Source organism: Burkholderia contaminans, from assembly GCF_029633825.1.
Lineage (GTDB): Bacteria > Pseudomonadota > Gammaproteobacteria > Burkholderiales > Burkholderiaceae > Burkholderia > Burkholderia contaminans.
The window spans coordinates 617,053-631,537 of the sequence record NZ_CP090642.1 but is presented as its reverse complement, the minus strand read 5'-3'; the positions used below and the strand labels follow the sequence as shown (position 1 = coordinate 631,537).

General features: G+C 66.1%; 8 protein-coding genes and 1 pseudogene. 5 read left to right on the top strand and 4 right to left on the bottom strand.

Going from position 1 to position 14,485, the window contains the following annotated elements:
- The first annotated feature begins 128 nt into the window (after positions 1-128).
- Entirely contained in the window at positions 129-659 is a 531-nt protein-coding gene (locus LXE91_RS34995) for a P-loop NTPase family protein (protein ID WP_039355552.1), read from the top strand.
- Positions 660-677: 18 nt separating this feature from the next.
- Here the strand turns inward: LXE91_RS34995 and LXE91_RS34990 are convergent, their stop codons facing one another.
- Together LXE91_RS34990 and LXE91_RS34985 are read right to left on the bottom strand one after the other, a co-directional pair.
- Positions 678-1,427 carry an SDR family oxidoreductase gene (locus LXE91_RS34990; protein ID WP_039355550.1) on the bottom strand — a complete coding sequence of 250 codons (750 nt, stop codon included), beginning with the start codon at positions 1,425-1,427 and terminating at the stop codon, positions 678-680.
- 364 nt (positions 1,428-1,791) lie between these two features.
- A complete protein-coding gene (locus LXE91_RS34985) occupies positions 1,792-6,147 on the bottom strand; it encodes a YadA-like family protein (protein ID WP_039355548.1) in 4,356 nt (1,451 codons plus the stop codon).
- A 1,132-nt stretch (positions 6,148-7,279) separates the two neighbouring features.
- Between LXE91_RS34985 and LXE91_RS34980 the strand changes: the two genes are divergently transcribed.
- Complete coding sequence (locus LXE91_RS34980) at positions 7,280-8,086, top strand: response regulator transcription factor (protein ID WP_039355578.1); 807 nt, start codon at positions 7,280-7,282, stop codon at positions 8,084-8,086.
- Positions 8,087-8,107: 21 nt separating this feature from the next.
- Here the strand turns inward: LXE91_RS34980 and LXE91_RS34975 are convergent.
- A pseudogene (locus LXE91_RS34975) lies at positions 8,108-10,299 on the bottom strand (TonB-dependent siderophore receptor).
- A 441-nt stretch (positions 10,300-10,740) separates the two neighbouring features.
- Between LXE91_RS34975 and LXE91_RS34970 the strand changes: the two are divergent.
- Positions 10,741-11,007: a hypothetical protein gene (locus LXE91_RS34970; protein WP_223274491.1), complete on the top strand. Its 267-nt coding sequence runs from the start codon at positions 10,741-10,743 to the stop codon at positions 11,005-11,007.
- Here LXE91_RS34970 and LXE91_RS34965 read toward each other — a convergent pair.
- Entirely contained in the window at positions 10,982-12,007 is a 1,026-nt protein-coding gene (locus tag LXE91_RS34965) for an AraC family transcriptional regulator (RefSeq protein ID WP_039355544.1), read from the bottom strand. The two genes, LXE91_RS34970 and LXE91_RS34965, sit on opposite strands and share 26 nt — an antisense overlap.
- Positions 12,008-12,360: 353 nt before the next feature.
- On the opposite strand from LXE91_RS34965, the gene LXE91_RS34960 reads away from it, so the two are divergent.
- Positions 12,361-13,608: a dienelactone hydrolase family protein gene (locus LXE91_RS34960; protein WP_039355542.1), complete on the top strand. Its 1,248-nt coding sequence runs from the start codon at positions 12,361-12,363 to the stop codon at positions 13,606-13,608.
- 40 nt (positions 13,609-13,648) lie between these two features.
- Entirely contained in the window at positions 13,649-14,437 is a 789-nt protein-coding gene (locus LXE91_RS34955; RefSeq protein ID WP_039355541.1) for an SDR family oxidoreductase, read from the top strand.
- Positions 14,438-14,485: the final 48 nt, after the last annotated feature.

Genomic DNA, 14,485 nt, shown 5'->3' with positions numbered 1-14,485 from the left:
GTTGGCGGAGCAAGCCTGGGCATCGCGAATATTCAACGATGAACCGCGGCATTCGAGGGGCCGCTTCCTGCATGAGGCACGCATGAGGCACAATACGCAGCTTCAAAAATTCAGCTGCGGTCAAACCCATGCGCGTCGTCGTCGTTGGAACCAGCGGAGCGGGAAAATCCACTTTTTCCAGCGCACTGGCGGCAGCAGCCGGCTGCCCGTACATCGAGCTGGATCGGCTCTACTGGGGCCCCGGCTGGACAGCCGTGCCGCCGGAACAGTTCGAGAGCGCCGTGCTGGCCGCGACGGCCGGCGACCGATGGGTCGCCGACGGGAACTACAGCGCCGTGCGCGACGCGCTCTGGTCGAGAGCCACTCACGTGATCTGGCTGAACTTCGGGCGACGGACTGTGTTCTCCCGGGTGCTCTGGCGCACGTTGAGCCGAGGACTCATGCGCACCGAGCTTTCGCACGGAAACCGTGAGTCGCTGCGGATGGCATTCTCCCGGGAGTCGGTGCTGCTGTGGTCATACACCACGTTCGCCAGGAATCGTGTCAAGTTCGCCGGCCTGCGTGACGACCCGAAATTCGCGCATCTGCACTGGGTTGAAATCACCAGCCCATCGCGCACCCGATCGGTCATCGACATGCTGACTCGCGCCGGCGGCTGAGCTTGCGCCAACGGCGCATCACTTCACGGCAGCATTACCGCCGTCGGCGAACAGGGCCGAGCCGGTAACGAAACTGGCCATCGGGCTCGCCAGGAACAGCGCCGCGGATGCGATCTCGTCGGGGCGCGCGATACGCTTCATCGCGTGGAGCCCGGCCGCCCACTCCTTCTGGTCACTGTCTCCCCCCATCGCGGTATCCACACCGCCCGGCAACAGCGCATTCGCCCGAATCCCGCGTGTCGCATAGTCCGCGGTAATGCCCTTCACCAATCCCATCAAGCCGGCCTTGGACGCGCCATATGCGGCCATGCCGGGAAGCCCGACACTGGTTCCGACGAAGCTGGACGTGAAGACGATCGAACCGCCTCCGCGTTCGAGCATCACGGGAATCTGGCTGCTTGCACCCAGGAAGGCCGCCGTCAGGTTGGTAGACAGCGTCTGCTGCCAATCGTCGAGCGAGATGTCGGCGAGCGGTTTGAGCGGCCCGACCGTTCCGGCGTTGTTGATCGCGATGTCGAGACCGCCGAACTCGCGCAGCGCCGTTGCCACGAGCCTTCGATGCGTATCGGCGTGACCGACGTCGCCCGCGCAGGCGCGCGACTGCCCGCCCTGAAGACGGATCGCGTCGGCCACCTGATTCAGTGCGGCTTCGCTTCGCGAGCCCAATACGACTGATGCGCCGTGCGCCGCGAACATCAACGCGATCGCTCGGCCGATGCCGCTGGAGGCACCGGTGACGATGGCGACTTTCCCTTCGAGCAAGGTCATGGTTTTCACATCCCGTGAGTGAGGTTCATCACGGCAATGTAGGCGGCCGTGCGCTGACAGGCACTCCGTTTCTTGCTCTTGAAGTCCTGCGTAGCGGCACAAACCGCGTGTCGGGTGGCGAGTAATGCGAATCGGCGGTGTCGCGCTCTGCGCCGATCTGCACTGGACGGAAATCACCCGGCCTTCGCACACCCGCGCGATCATCGACAGGCTGACTCGCGCCGGCGGCTGAGCGCGGCGCGACGCATCAAACGTCGATGGCCCGAGGGTGAAAAAACCACCCCGGGCCACGGATTTCCAGCCAGTGCCGGGCATCACGACCGATGTCCGGCCCCACCGTTCAATCGATACTGCGCGGACGACTTCAGAACTGGTAACCCGCGCCCACTACCGCGCCGAAGTCCGAGCGCGCGTTGCCAGTCACCGACGCCTTGACGACCCAGCGGTTGCTTTCCGTCACGTACGAGTACCCGGCGGCGAAACCCTGCTGGCCGTGATAGTTCGACGTCGCCGCCGAAACCATCGAGCGGCCCGCGCCCGTCGGTTGCGGCAGGCCGGCCACGGCCATCGCCGATGCCACGCCGCCGTACATGTCCTTCTTCAGGTCGTTGAACGAGTTGTACACCTGGCCGATGCGCTGGTCGGTGTAGCCCTTCGCCTGATTCGACGCGGCCGACAGGTTGTCGTTCAACTGCTGCACGTTCACCGCGTCGGTGGGCGCCGTGCCGGCCGCGACGTTCGTGACCTGGCGCTCGCTGCCCTTCGCGCCGACCGAGAACGAATTGTCGCGATCGGCAACCGAGCCCTGGCCGACCGCCACCGCGTTCTTGCCGGTTGCGGTTGCCGTCGACCCGATCGAACCCGCATCGGCACGTGCGATCCACGACGTGTTCGCATCGGTCACCGCCGCACGGATCTGGTCGTTGGCCGCGACGTTCTTCAGCGCATTGTTGAACTGGCCCATGTTGACCGCGTCGTTGTTGTTCACGCCCGCCGCGACGCCGGTCAGCACGCGGTCGCCCGACGTACCGGAGAAGTTCACGCTGGTGCCGCCGGTGTCCTTCCCGACCGTGATCGCGCCGTTCGGATCCTGCTGCTGCACGAGGCCGGCCTTGCCGTTCGCGATGTTGGTCACGTTCCCCTGCAGGTTCGTGATGTCGGTCGTGTTCTTCGCAACCTGCTGGTTGGTCGCGTTGAGCTGCGAACCGTTCACCGCGTCCGTGCTGGTTGCGCTGAGCGTGCCTGCCTGTACGTTGGTGATGCGCGTGCCGCCGGCGCCGCCGAGCGTGATCGAGCTCTTCGAGCTGTCGTCGTACTGCACCGCGAGCGCGCCAAGCTGGTTGAGACTCGATTGCACGCCCTTCAGCTGCTTCACGTTCACCGCGTCCGTATCGTCGGTACCCGCCGCGACGTTCTTCAGCACGACGGCCGCATTCGTGTCGCCGCCGATCAGCGATACCGAGTTCAGCCGGTTGCCGTTCGTGTCGACGTCGTACTTGACGACGTTCTTCACGGCCTCGCCAGCCTGGTTGGACACCTGCGTGATCTGCTGTTCGAGCGACGACTTCACGCCCGACAACTGGCCGCCGTTCACCGCGTCCGTGCTGCCCGCGGCGATGTTGCCGTCGGCCACGTTCGTCAGCTTCGTCGGTGCGCCGCCGCGCGCCGCGTTGTAGGCGCCGGCCTTCGGGTCGAACTGGAGCGCGTCCTGTTGCAGCCCGGCGATCGCGGCCGTGTTGCCGGCGATGCTCGTTTCGGCGTTGCCGATGCGCGTTTCGTGATTCTCGAGCGTCGTCGTGTTGCTGCCGACGCGGCCGTCGAGGTTCGTGAGCGCATCGCCGACGTTGTTGAACGAACCGCCGCCGACTTTATAGGCCGGCGCGCTGATCGAGCCGTCCGGATTCGCCGTCGCACCGCCGCCCAGCGCGGCCGCCGTGCCGTCGGTCGAGCGGCGCAGTTGCGCGCCGTTCACCGCGTCCGTGCTGCCGGCCGCCACGTTGCCTTCCGCGACGTTGGTCAGGTGCACCGGGCTCCCGCCGTTGCCCGCGCCGAGCGAAACCTGCTTCTTGCTCGCGTCGTCGTACTTCACCGCGAGCGCGTCGAGCTGGCTCGTGCCGTCCTGAATCGCCGCGTTCAACTGGTCGACGTTGACGGCATCCGTGCCGTTCTTGCCGGCCGCGACGTTGCCGATGCGTTGCGGGCCGTTGCCGCCATGGCTCGCATCGTAGGTGCCGAGAGTCGCGTTCCACTGGAGTGCGTCCTGTTGGAGCGCGGCGATGTTGCCCGTGTTCGTCGTCACCTGGTTGCCGAGCGTCGTCACGTTGTTGCTGACGGTCGTGATCGACTGGTTCAGCGTGTCGGTCGCCTTGCCGAGCTGGCCGACGTTCACCGCGTCGCTCGCGGCAACACCATCCGCCACGTTGTGCAGGCCGACCGGCGACTGCGCGCCCTTGCCGCCGAGCGTCACGCCGCTATGTGCATCATCGTCGTACTGCACGGCGTTCTTAGTCGCGTTGCCGATCTGGTTGTTGATCGACGTGCTCAGGTTGCCGAGCGTCGTATTGATGTTGTTCGTCACGCTCGTGCTGAGCGACGACAGGCCGCCGTTCAGTTGCCCGACGTTCACCGCGTCGGTATTCGCGACACCGGCTGCGACGTTGTGCAGCGTCGTGCCGTTCGTGCCGGCGAATGTCACCGAGTCGAAACCGCTCTGCCCGTCGTACTTCACGTTGCGTGCGTCGGCGGCCTGCAGGTTGCTGATGTTCGTGGTTGCGGTGCTCAGCGATGCATTGATGCCCGTGACGCTGCCCTGCAGGTTCGTGATGTTCGACGCCGCCGTCGAGATGGACGATTGCAGCGGTGCGATGCTGCCCGTCAGCTGACCGACGTTGACCGCGTCGGTGTTCGCAACACCGGCCGCGACGTTGCCGATGCGTTGCGGGCCGTTGCCGCCGTGGCTCGCATCGTACGCGCCGAGGTTCGTGTTCCACAACAACGCGTCCTGCTGGAGTGCCGCGATGTTGCCCGTGTTCGTCGTCACCTGGTTGCCGAGCGTCGTGACGCTGTTGCCGACATTCGTGATCGACTGATTCAGCGTGTCGGTCGCCTTGCCGAGCTGGCCGACGTTCACGGCGTCACTCGCGGCAATGCCGTCTGCCACGTTGTGCAGCGCGACCGGCGACTGCGCGCCCTTGCCGCCGAGCGTCACGCCGCTGTGCGCATCATCGTCGTACTGCACGGCGTTCTTCGTTGCGTCGCCGATCTGGTTCGTGATCGACGTGCTCAGGTTGCCCAGCGTCGTGCTGATGTTGTTCGTCACGCTCGTGCTGAGCGACGCCAGGCCACCGTTCAGTTGCCCGACGTTCACTGCATCGGTGTTCGCGACACCGGCTGCGACGTTGTGCAGCGTCGTGCCGTTCGTACCGGCGAACGTCACCGAGTCGAAGCCGCTCTGGCCGTCGTACTTCACGTTGCGCGCGTCGGCGGCCTGCAGGTTGCTGATGTTCGTGGTTGCCGTGCTCAGCGACGTGTTGATGCCGGTGACGCTGGTCTGCAGGTTCGTGATGTTCGACGCCGCCGTCGAAATGGACGTCTGCAGCGGTGCCACGCTGCCCTTCAGCTGGCCGACGTTGACCGCATCGGTGTCGGCGACGCCCGCCGCGACGCCGTTGATCGTCGTGCCATTGGCGCCGTCGAGTGCGATCGCCGCATGCGAATCGTCGGTGTATTTCACGACGTTCTTCGTAGCGGTCACGATGCTGGTGCTGAGGCTGTTGCCGACGCTGGTCACGCGCTGGTCGACATTCGAGATCGTGGTCGACAGCGAATTGCCGACCGACGTCACGCGCGCATCGACCGTGGCGATGCTCGTGCTGAGCGTGCCGTTCACGTTCTTCAGCTGCTGGACGTTGACGGCGTCCGTATCGGCCGCGCCTGCCGCGACGTTCTTGAGCTGGCGCTCCTTGCCGATCGAGCCGAACGACACCGCGCCGCCAACCGGCGCGGCCGTGCCGCCGAATACCGGCGTGCCGCCATTGTTCGCACCGATGCTGCCCGACCCGATCGCCACCTGGTTGTTGTCGTTCGTCTGCGCGCCTGCGCCGATCGCCACGGATTGCGTGCCGCCGGCGCGCGTCTGGGTGGCTGCGTCATACGACGCGCCGGCCGACACGCCGTCGCTCGACGTCGGGTTGGCGCCGCCGATCGCAACCGAACGATCGCCGCTGGCGAGCGCCGAGTGACCCAGCGCGATGGAGCTCGTGCCGTGCGCATCGGCGACGTTGCCGAGCGCCATCGAGAAATCACCGACCGCGGCTGACTGGCGACCGATGGCGAGCGCCGTGTTGCCTTGCGCGACGGCTACCGTGCCAATGGCCGTGGCCGAGTTCGCCAGCGCCTGCGAACCGACGCCGATCGCGATCGCACCGCCGCTGCTGGTGCCGCCATTGCTGCTCGCATTCGACTGGTCGCCGATCGCGATCCCGCTGGTGCCTGCCTTGGCATTCGTGCCCATCTTGACGTTTGCCGTGCTCACTGCCACGTAACTCCCGCTCTTGGTCGCGACGCACAGCGGGTTCGTCCCGTCGATGCACTGGCCGTTCAGCGCGTTGTCCGGGTTGCCGCGGTCGACGAAATTATCCGCATGCACGGCACCCGAGATCAGGACACCTGCACCCGTGAACATGGCGGCGGCAAGCGCCGAAATCTGCTTCCTCTTCATGGTCTTCTGCTCCGTTTTGTAGCGTTTGGTTTGAATACGGACTACTTACTTTTGTTGAAGACTTCACCTGCGATTGCGATTGCGACTTCAGTGCGGAACCCGATTCCCGTGCGTGGCCCGAGCGTGCCGAAGGCGACACGCATCGTTCGCCCGTGGCGACGGGACGTTCGAAAGCGCGGGCACGCCGTTCGCACGACGGCCCGTTCCGTTAATTCATGCAGTGCATTAGGAATGCATATCGTTTTATATGGGCGAATTCACCCAGCGACTGAATCAGGAGATTCAATCCGACGTCATGGACACCCCGTATTTGATGCCGCGCCGACCGCGACCAACCCCGCTTCTTTTATTTCATCCACGGCAACCGGATTTGCGCTTGCGCGTAACGGACATGCGCCCGGAGTGACATCAACTGATGCCTCGGACCCGAATCGCACAACGTCCGTCACAACCTGCCGTGCCTTGTGTTGCTCGGTGCAACCCTTCACTCAAAGTTCGGACGAATTATGAGACACGATTTAAAATTATTGAAGGCGACATTCTTTATAGATTGTAAAATCCCATATATTCAACGAGTTGCGATAAAAACGCGCATCTCGCAAACGATTTCGCACCAGCGAAATTAATTGAGATGTTTTACCGGGAGGATAAAACCTTTGCCGAAACGGATTGAAGAAAAATTCCTCACGAGGTTTTTCCAAAAAAACGCGGAACTGCGCGACTGCACGTGGCGGCACAAATGAAAATGGCGGAAATGGACAGACATCGGCGTGCCGTACCGCAAACAAAAATCGCGATATACGATGAAGTATCCGAAAAACGGCATGAAGCAAATAGAGTCAATGCGTCTGGCGAGAATTGAAATATGCCCCTACAATTCGGCTCGCATCGATACCGGCGGGCGCGCACCTTTCAGCGCGCGACGACGACAACGCTCGGCGCCTTTGCCGGGTCAGTGATCAAAACCCGCCATGCCGGGCATTACGCCGACCGGTTGTCCGTCGTGTCGTCGGGCGAAATCCGACTATCGATACGCTTGTACGTCGCCGTGGAGCAGCTTCCGACGATTGATCCGAACCGGGCCGGCCACCCGCAGGAACGCAGCCAGCAGCCATTCCAGAACAGGTGCACGATGCATCCATCGACCTCCGCATTGGGCGGCGCCCATATCCTGATCGTCGACGATCAGCCCGACCAGCTTCGCTTGCTGATCGACATCCTGCGCGGCACGGGGTGCCGGATCAGCATTGCATCCGACGGGCTGCAGGCGTGCCAGCGTGCGCAGGCGCTGATGCCCGACCTGATCCTGATGGATGTCCGCATGCCGCGCATGGACGGCTTCACCGCGTGCCGGCTGCTTGCCGCCGATCCGCTGACGTGCGCGATTCCTGTGATCTTCCTGACCGTGGCCGGCGCCTTGCACGAGCGCCTCGAGGGGTTCGACATCGGCTGCGTCGACTACGTGGTGAAGCCGTTCGAGCCCGCCGAAGTGCTCGCGCGGATTCGCGTACAGCTCGCGCGGGAGAAGCGCGAGCGGCCCGTCGACGCGGACAGCCCGTTCGCGGCCGGCAAGGACGACGACATCATCGTGCGCGCGGCCATCCGCCACCTGGCACGAACGCTGAACGATCCGCCGACGGTGGAGCAACTGGCCCGCGCGGTCGGCACACATGAAAAACGGCTGTCACGCGCGTTTCGCGACAATCTCGGCCAGACGGTGTTCGAGTATCTGCGCCAAGAGCGGCTGCGGATCGCGCAGGACCTGCTGGATTCGACGTCGCTCAGCATCGCCAGCATCGCGAAGGAAATCGGTTTTTCCACACCGGCGAATTTCGCGACCGCATTCCGCGAGCGTTTCGGCCTCACGCCGACCGAGTGGCGGCGCCAGCGCCACGCCGGCGAACGCGCCGCGCGCCGGGAGCCGCAACGCGACGCGTAGGGCCGTTCCGCGCGTTCGCGATTACCAGTTGTATTTCGCGGTGGCCAGCACGGTCCGCTCGTTGCCGAACACGCAGACGGTATACGACGTGCAGCCGCTGACATAGCGCCGGTCGAACAGGTTCGCCACATTCAGCGCGAACCGCCAGTGCGGCATCTCGTAGTGCAGCGCCAGGTCGTACAACGTCACGCTCGGCACGGTCAACGAGTTGTCGGGCGCGCCGGCCGACGCGCTCTGGTAGCGCACGCCGCCGCCGATCCCGAGGCCGGACAGCGCGCCCGTACGCCAGGTCCAGTCGGCCCACATCGACGCCATCTGCCGCGGCAGCGGCACGGCCACCGGCCAGTTGTTCAACGACGCGTCGTTCGCCTGCACGTTCTTGACGTCCTGATACACATACGACGCGACGACCGACAACTCGCGGGTGACCTTGCCGACCGCGCTCAGCTCGATCCCGCGCGAGCGCACCTTGCCGGTCTGCACGGACGTCGTGCCGGTCGGGTCGAGACTCACCGGTGTCGGCGTCGCGACGTTGGTCTGGTCGATCTGGTAGACGGCCGCACTCAGCAGCAGGTTCCTGCCGGGCGGCTGCCAGCGCAGCCCGGCTTCCGTCTGCTTGCCGCGCGTCGGCTTGGGCATGCCGCCGCCATACATCCTGACGCCGATGACGGGATCGAACGACGTCGAATAGCTCACGTACGGCGACAGCCCGGCGTCGCCCTGATAGGTGAGCCCGACGCGCCCGGAGAACGCACTGACGTCCTGCTGCGCCTGCGTGCCGGCCGTCCGGTTGTCGAACCGCGCATTCACGAAATCCTCGCGGCCGCCGAGCGTCAGCGTCCAGCGCTTCCAGCGGATCTGGTCCTGCGCATACACGCCGAACACGTTCATCGCCGTGTACTGGTCGACGTGGCCGAGCGACGTCGGGCCGGAGAAAATCGCGTCCGTGACGGGACGGTAGACGGGGTGATACAGGTTGAGCGACGGCGCCAGCGCGAGCCACACGCTGTTGGTCGTCGTCTGCCGGTCATATTGCGCGCCGAGCAGCAGCGTATGTTCGAGCGGCCCCGTGCCGAAGCGCGCCTGCGCGTGGTTGTCGATGTCGAACCGGCTGTAGTTGAGCTGGAACAGCCCCGCATAACGCATCATGGTGGTGGTGCTGCGGGGCACGAAGCCGATACCGAACACCGTCGCGTCGTCGAGCGACAGGTGCGACCAGCGCACGTCCTGGTGCAGCGACCAGATCGCATTCACGCGGTGCTCCAGCGCATAGCCGAGCGACCACTGCTTCTTCCGGTAGTCGTTGAACCCGGGGGTGCCCATGTAGATGTCCTGCGACAGCCGGCCGTTCGGGTTCGGCAGCACCGTGCCCGACGCGGGCAGGAAGTTCGACGAAATGTCGCTGCTGTCCTGCAGGAAGGTCGCCGAGAGCGTCAGCGACGTATCGGCGTTCGGCCGCCATCGGAACGACGGCGCCAGCGCGACGCGCCGGTCGCCGTTCGGGCCGGTGACCGCGTTGCCGTCGCGCGCCACGCCGACGAAGCGGTACGCATAGCGGCCGTCCGGATCGAGCGCATCGCCGACGTCGAGCATGAACTGCTTGCGCGCGTCGTTGCCGAGCTGCACGCCGGCTTCGCGGACGCGCTCGCCGTCGGCAAGCTTCGTGTGCGCATCGACGATCGCGCCGGGTTCGCCCGCGCCGTACAGCACCGACGTCGGCCCGCGCAGCACGGCGATCGAGTCGATCGTGTACGGGTCGACGCGCCAGTTCGCGATGACGGCCGTATTCGGCGCGGCCACGCCGTCGACATACAGCGTCGGCGTGAAACCGCGCAGCGCCGCATACCAGTCGGTGCGGCTGTCGGCGCCGAACGTGGCAAATCCCGGCACGTAGCGCAGCGCCTGGTTCAGGTCGGTCGCGCCGGTCATCTCGATCTGCTGCGCGGTCACGAGATTGATCGTCTGCGGAATCTCGGCCACCGGCGTGTCGGTCTTCGTGCCGGCCGTGGTGCGCAGCCCGACGAGCCCGCTCGACGCGCGGTTGCCCTTCCCCGTCACGTCGATCGCCGGCAGCACGGCCGCCGCCGCGCCGGCCGGCGGCGTGGTGGCCGCCCCGATGCCTGCGCGTGTGCGCCGCCTGCCGCCGCCATGACCCACGCGCTCCCGGCAGCGACCGCCCTCGCGCGTCGTGCCGCACCCGTCCCCGTTACCATCGTTCCATGCTCCGTCGTGCTGGTGGCCGAATCGGCCCGATCGCGGCGCGACGCACCGCCGGCGTCCGCCCTGTGTTGTCATGCTTGGGATGCTGGTTGCGCGCGAGTCGGCATGCGCCGGCCAACGGCGTCGTTCACTAGCGCAGCGATGATACCGGGCGAATGTGGCGCAGTCTCAAAAAAGATGCGCCGGCGTTCGGTGCGTGAAAAGCGAAGCCGGTTCGGCATCGGTCCGAGCGGCTTTCGCCAGGCAAGGCAAGGGGGATGAAAGACGGGGACGCCAGACTGCGGGCGCCATTGGAGCGGCCGCGGGTTGCACTGCCACACGTTCGCACCGCTTCCGCTCGTGTTTGCGGCGGAGCTCGTACAGCGGCGCCACATCGATCTCTACCGGGAAAACGACGGCGCGATCGCCGCCTCGCGAATCTCGTCGTCGATGCGGTGGAGAACCCCGCAAGCTTCACGGCCATCACGCCGGTCAGGCAGGAACTGTTCCCGTGGACGTTGCGCAATGAACCGAGCCGGGTCGAGCCCTGCTACGCGCGCTTTCGCGATAGCCGCCTGCCGGCGATCATTGCGCCGCGCCGCCCGTTCGGTGAATGGCGGCTCGGCGTCGACGTGACGGCGGTCCGGGGTGCGCCGCTGCCGTCGACGATCCACGCGCGGGCTACAGCGTGGGTCGTCAACCCCGCCCGCGCCGCATCCTGAGCGTCGCCGACGGCGACTCGCCGAACGCCCGCTTGTACTCGATCGCGAACCGCCCGAGGTGCGCGAAACCCCATTTCATCGCGATGTCCGTCACCGACGCGTGCCCCGGCGCCGCATCGGCCAGCAGTTCGTCGCGCACATGTTGCAGCCGCAACTGCCGCACGAAGCCCATCGGCGTGATCCCGTGGCAATGGCGGAAGCCGGCGAACAGCGTGCTCGGGCTGACGCCGGCGAGTTCGGCGAGCCGTTCGATCGTCAGCGGCTCGTCGAGATGCGCGCGGATGTAGTCCTCGACGCGCCGCACGTAAAACGGCGCAATCGCCACCGGCAGATGCCGCGTGCCGTTGCGCGCGCTGTTCGGGTGGCCGTGCAGCAGCAGGTTGAGCAGCGTCGATTCGAGCTGCTCGAACGCGAGCGGGTGACGCAGCGGATGCGCGTCCGTCGCGATCGCGCCGGCAAGGATCGGCAGCATCTGCGCGAGACACGTTCCCTGTGACGACGACAGGCTGAATTCCGGCTCGAATTCGACCGGCGCGCGCCGGTCGTCGCCGAAATGCCGCTGCGCGTGGCGCTCCATCACTTCGCGCTCGATGCGCAGGATGACTTGCGGGCACGCGTCGCCCCAGCGCATCTTCAGCGACAGCGTCGGCGAGATCAGCGACGCGGTGCCCGGCGACGACACGAAACGTGCGGAGCCGCACTCGATCTCCGCGTCGCCGCGCAGCGGGATCTGCAACAGGAAGAAGTGCTCGAGCGGCCCGGGCTCGATGCTGACGCCGCCGCCATAATCGAGCAGGTTCAACGACAGGTTGCCCCAGCGCGCGTGATGCATGCAGCTGTGCAGCGCGCGCGATTCGCCGGTCGGCGTGAGCCGGTGCGGCTTGAAGACGTCGGCGACGCGTGCGCGCACCTCGTCGACGTCGTTCGACTGCAGCAGCAGGTTGTCGTGATTGAAACAGGCCGTATCCGGCAGCCAGCCCGTTCCGGAAAATTGCGCCATCGATGATCTCCCGTCATGCTCGGTTGCACTCGCGTCGTGCATGCGTTCCCGGTATGGGGGCATTCGCCGCACGATCCGGATAGCGCCCGGAGTATCCGGACAGTCCGGCCGCCAAAGCACGCAAGTCCCGCGCAAACAACGCAAGAAGCGGACCGTTCGCGCATCGTAGAAAACTGTGCGGGCGTTCCGCATCCGCACATACCCGCAGTCAGCCGCGCGCCCGCCCACGCGCGGCGGCCGGTTTCCCAGGTTTCCGGAATTCGCGGATACCGGCCGAAGAAAGCGGATAGAAGTGCCCATTTCGTCCGCCAATACTGGGCCCGTCGCAGCAAAAAACTGGAATGGAGGGACACATGCAAGGACGTCACATCGAGATTCCGTCGCCGGACGGCGGCACGTTTCGCGCGTACCTGAGCACGCCGGCCGCCGGCAAGGGGCCCGGCATCGTGCTGTGCCACGAGATCTTCGGCGCGAACGCGACGATGCGGGAAGCGGCCGACTACTACGCGGAGGAAGGCTATACGGTGCTCGTGCCCGACCTGTTCTGGCGCCAGGCGCCGGCGATCGAACTCGGTTACACGGCCGCCGACATGGAGCGCGCGATGGCCCTTTATCAGGAATACGACGAGAACAAGGGCGTCGAGGACATCGGCGCCGCGCTCGCGGTGCTCACGCAGTTGCCGGAATGCACGGGCGAAGCCGGCGTGCTCGGTTACTGCCTCGGCGGCAAGCTCGCGTATCTCGCCGCATGCCGGCTGCCGGGCGTGGCCGCGGCGGTCAGCTACTACGGCGTGGGCATCGAGCAGGCGCTCGACGAGGCGTCGCACCTGCACGGCCGGCTCGTACTGCAGATCGCGGGGCAGGACCGCTTCTGTCCGCCCGACGCGCAGCAGCGCATTGCCGACGCGCTGGCCGGGCGCGACGGCGTCGAAGTGTATGTGTATCCCGGTGTCGATCACGCGTTCGCGCGCGCTGGCGCCGATCATTTCGACAAGGCCGCCGCGATCATGGCCCATCAGCGCGCGATCGCCGCGTTCCGTGCCGCGCTCGGCCCGCACTACGATCTGTCCACATTGTGGGAAGCGCATCTGAAACACGAATTCGACACGCGCAACGTCGATGCCACGATGGCGACGATGGTTGCCGAACCGTACGTCAACCATGTTCCGACGCTGACGGGCGGCGTTGGCCATGACGAGCTCAAGCGCTTCTACACGCATCATTTCGTGCATGCGAATCCGCCGGACACGACGATCACGCCGATCTCGCGCACGGTCGGCGCGAGCCAGATCGTCGACGAGCTGCTGTTCTGCTTCACGCACACCACCGAGATCGACTGGATGCTGCCGGGCGTCGCGCCGACCGGCAAGCGCGTCGAGATTCCGCTCGTCGCGATCGTCAAGTTTCGCGGCGACAAGCTCTATCACGAGCACATCTACTGGGACCAGGCCAGCGTGCTCGTGCAGATCGGCCTGCTCGATCCGGCCGGCCTGCCGGTCGCGGGTGTCGAAACGGCCCGCAAGCTGCTCGACGAAACCGTGCCGTCGAACGGCCTGATGCGCCGTTGGCAGGACAGCGAACCATCGGCGGGTGCGCATTGACGCGCCCCTTCCCTCACCCCACGATTTCCGGAGACACCCCATGACTGCCCTTGCTGGCAAAGTCGCGATCGTCACCGGCGGCGCCACGCTGATCGGCGCCGCGGTCGCGCAGGACCTGAGCCGCGCCGGTGCGTGCGTCGCGATCCTCGATCTCGATGCCGGGAACGGCGCGCGCGTGGCCGATGCGCTCGGCGAACGGGCGATGTTCGTCGCGCTCGACATCACCGACGATCGCGCGATCGAGCATGCCGTCGCGGCCATCGTCGAGCGGTTCGGCGCGATCGACGTGCTCGTCAATCTCGCGTGCAGCTACGTCGACAACGGGATCCAGGCGACCCGCAACGACTGGCTCGCCGCGATGGACGTCAACGTCGTGTCGGCGGCGATGCTCGCCAAGGCCGTGCATCCGCACCTGGTCCGGCGCGGCGGCGGCGCGATCGTGAACTTCAGCTCGATCTCGGCCCAGTGCGCGCAAACCGGCCGCTGGCTGTACCCCACGTCGAAGGCGGCGATCCGCCAGCTCACGCGCAGCATGGCGATGGATCTCGCGCCCGACCGCATTCGCGTCAACTCGGTGTCGCCGGGCTGGACGTGGTCGCGCGTGATGGACGAGCTGACGCACGGCGATCGCGCGAAAACCGACCGCGTCGCCGCGCCGTTTCACCTGCTCGGCCGGGTCGGCGATCCGTCGGAGGTCGCGCAGGTCGTGACGTTCCTGTGCAGCGACGCGGCGAGCTTCGTGACGGGCGCCGACTACGCGGTGGATGGCGGCTATTCCGCGATGGGCCCCGAACAGGCGTCGCCGGCCATTCCGCGTCTCGCGGAGTGACCGTTCCTCACCGCCGCTTCCCGCAATCAATTCGATTCCGGCCGGCAT

What these genes read in the sequence shown, in the direction of transcription:
- LXE91_RS34980 (WP_039355578.1), top strand. Translation starts at nt 7,280, where the DNA reads ATGCATCCATCGACCTCCGCATTGGGCGGCGCCCATATCCTGATCGTC.
- LXE91_RS34995 (WP_039355552.1), top strand. Translation starts at nt 129, where the DNA reads ATGCGCGTCGTCGTCGTTGGAACCAGCGGAGCGGGAAAATCCACTTTT.
- LXE91_RS34990 (WP_039355550.1), bottom strand. Translation starts at nt 1,427, where the DNA reads ATGACCTTGCTCGAAGGGAAAGTCGCCATCGTCACCGGTGCCTCCAGC.
- LXE91_RS34985 (WP_039355548.1), bottom strand. Translation starts at nt 6,147, where the DNA reads ATGAAGAGGAAGCAGATTTCGGCGCTTGCCGCCGCCATGTTCACGGGT.
- LXE91_RS34960 (WP_039355542.1), top strand. Translation starts at nt 12,361, where the DNA reads ATGCAAGGACGTCACATCGAGATTCCGTCGCCGGACGGCGGCACGTTT.
- LXE91_RS34955 (WP_039355541.1), top strand. Translation starts at nt 13,649, where the DNA reads ATGACTGCCCTTGCTGGCAAAGTCGCGATCGTCACCGGCGGCGCCACG.
- LXE91_RS34965 (WP_039355544.1), bottom strand. Translation starts at nt 12,007, where the DNA reads ATGGCGCAATTTTCCGGAACGGGCTGGCTGCCGGATACGGCCTGTTTC.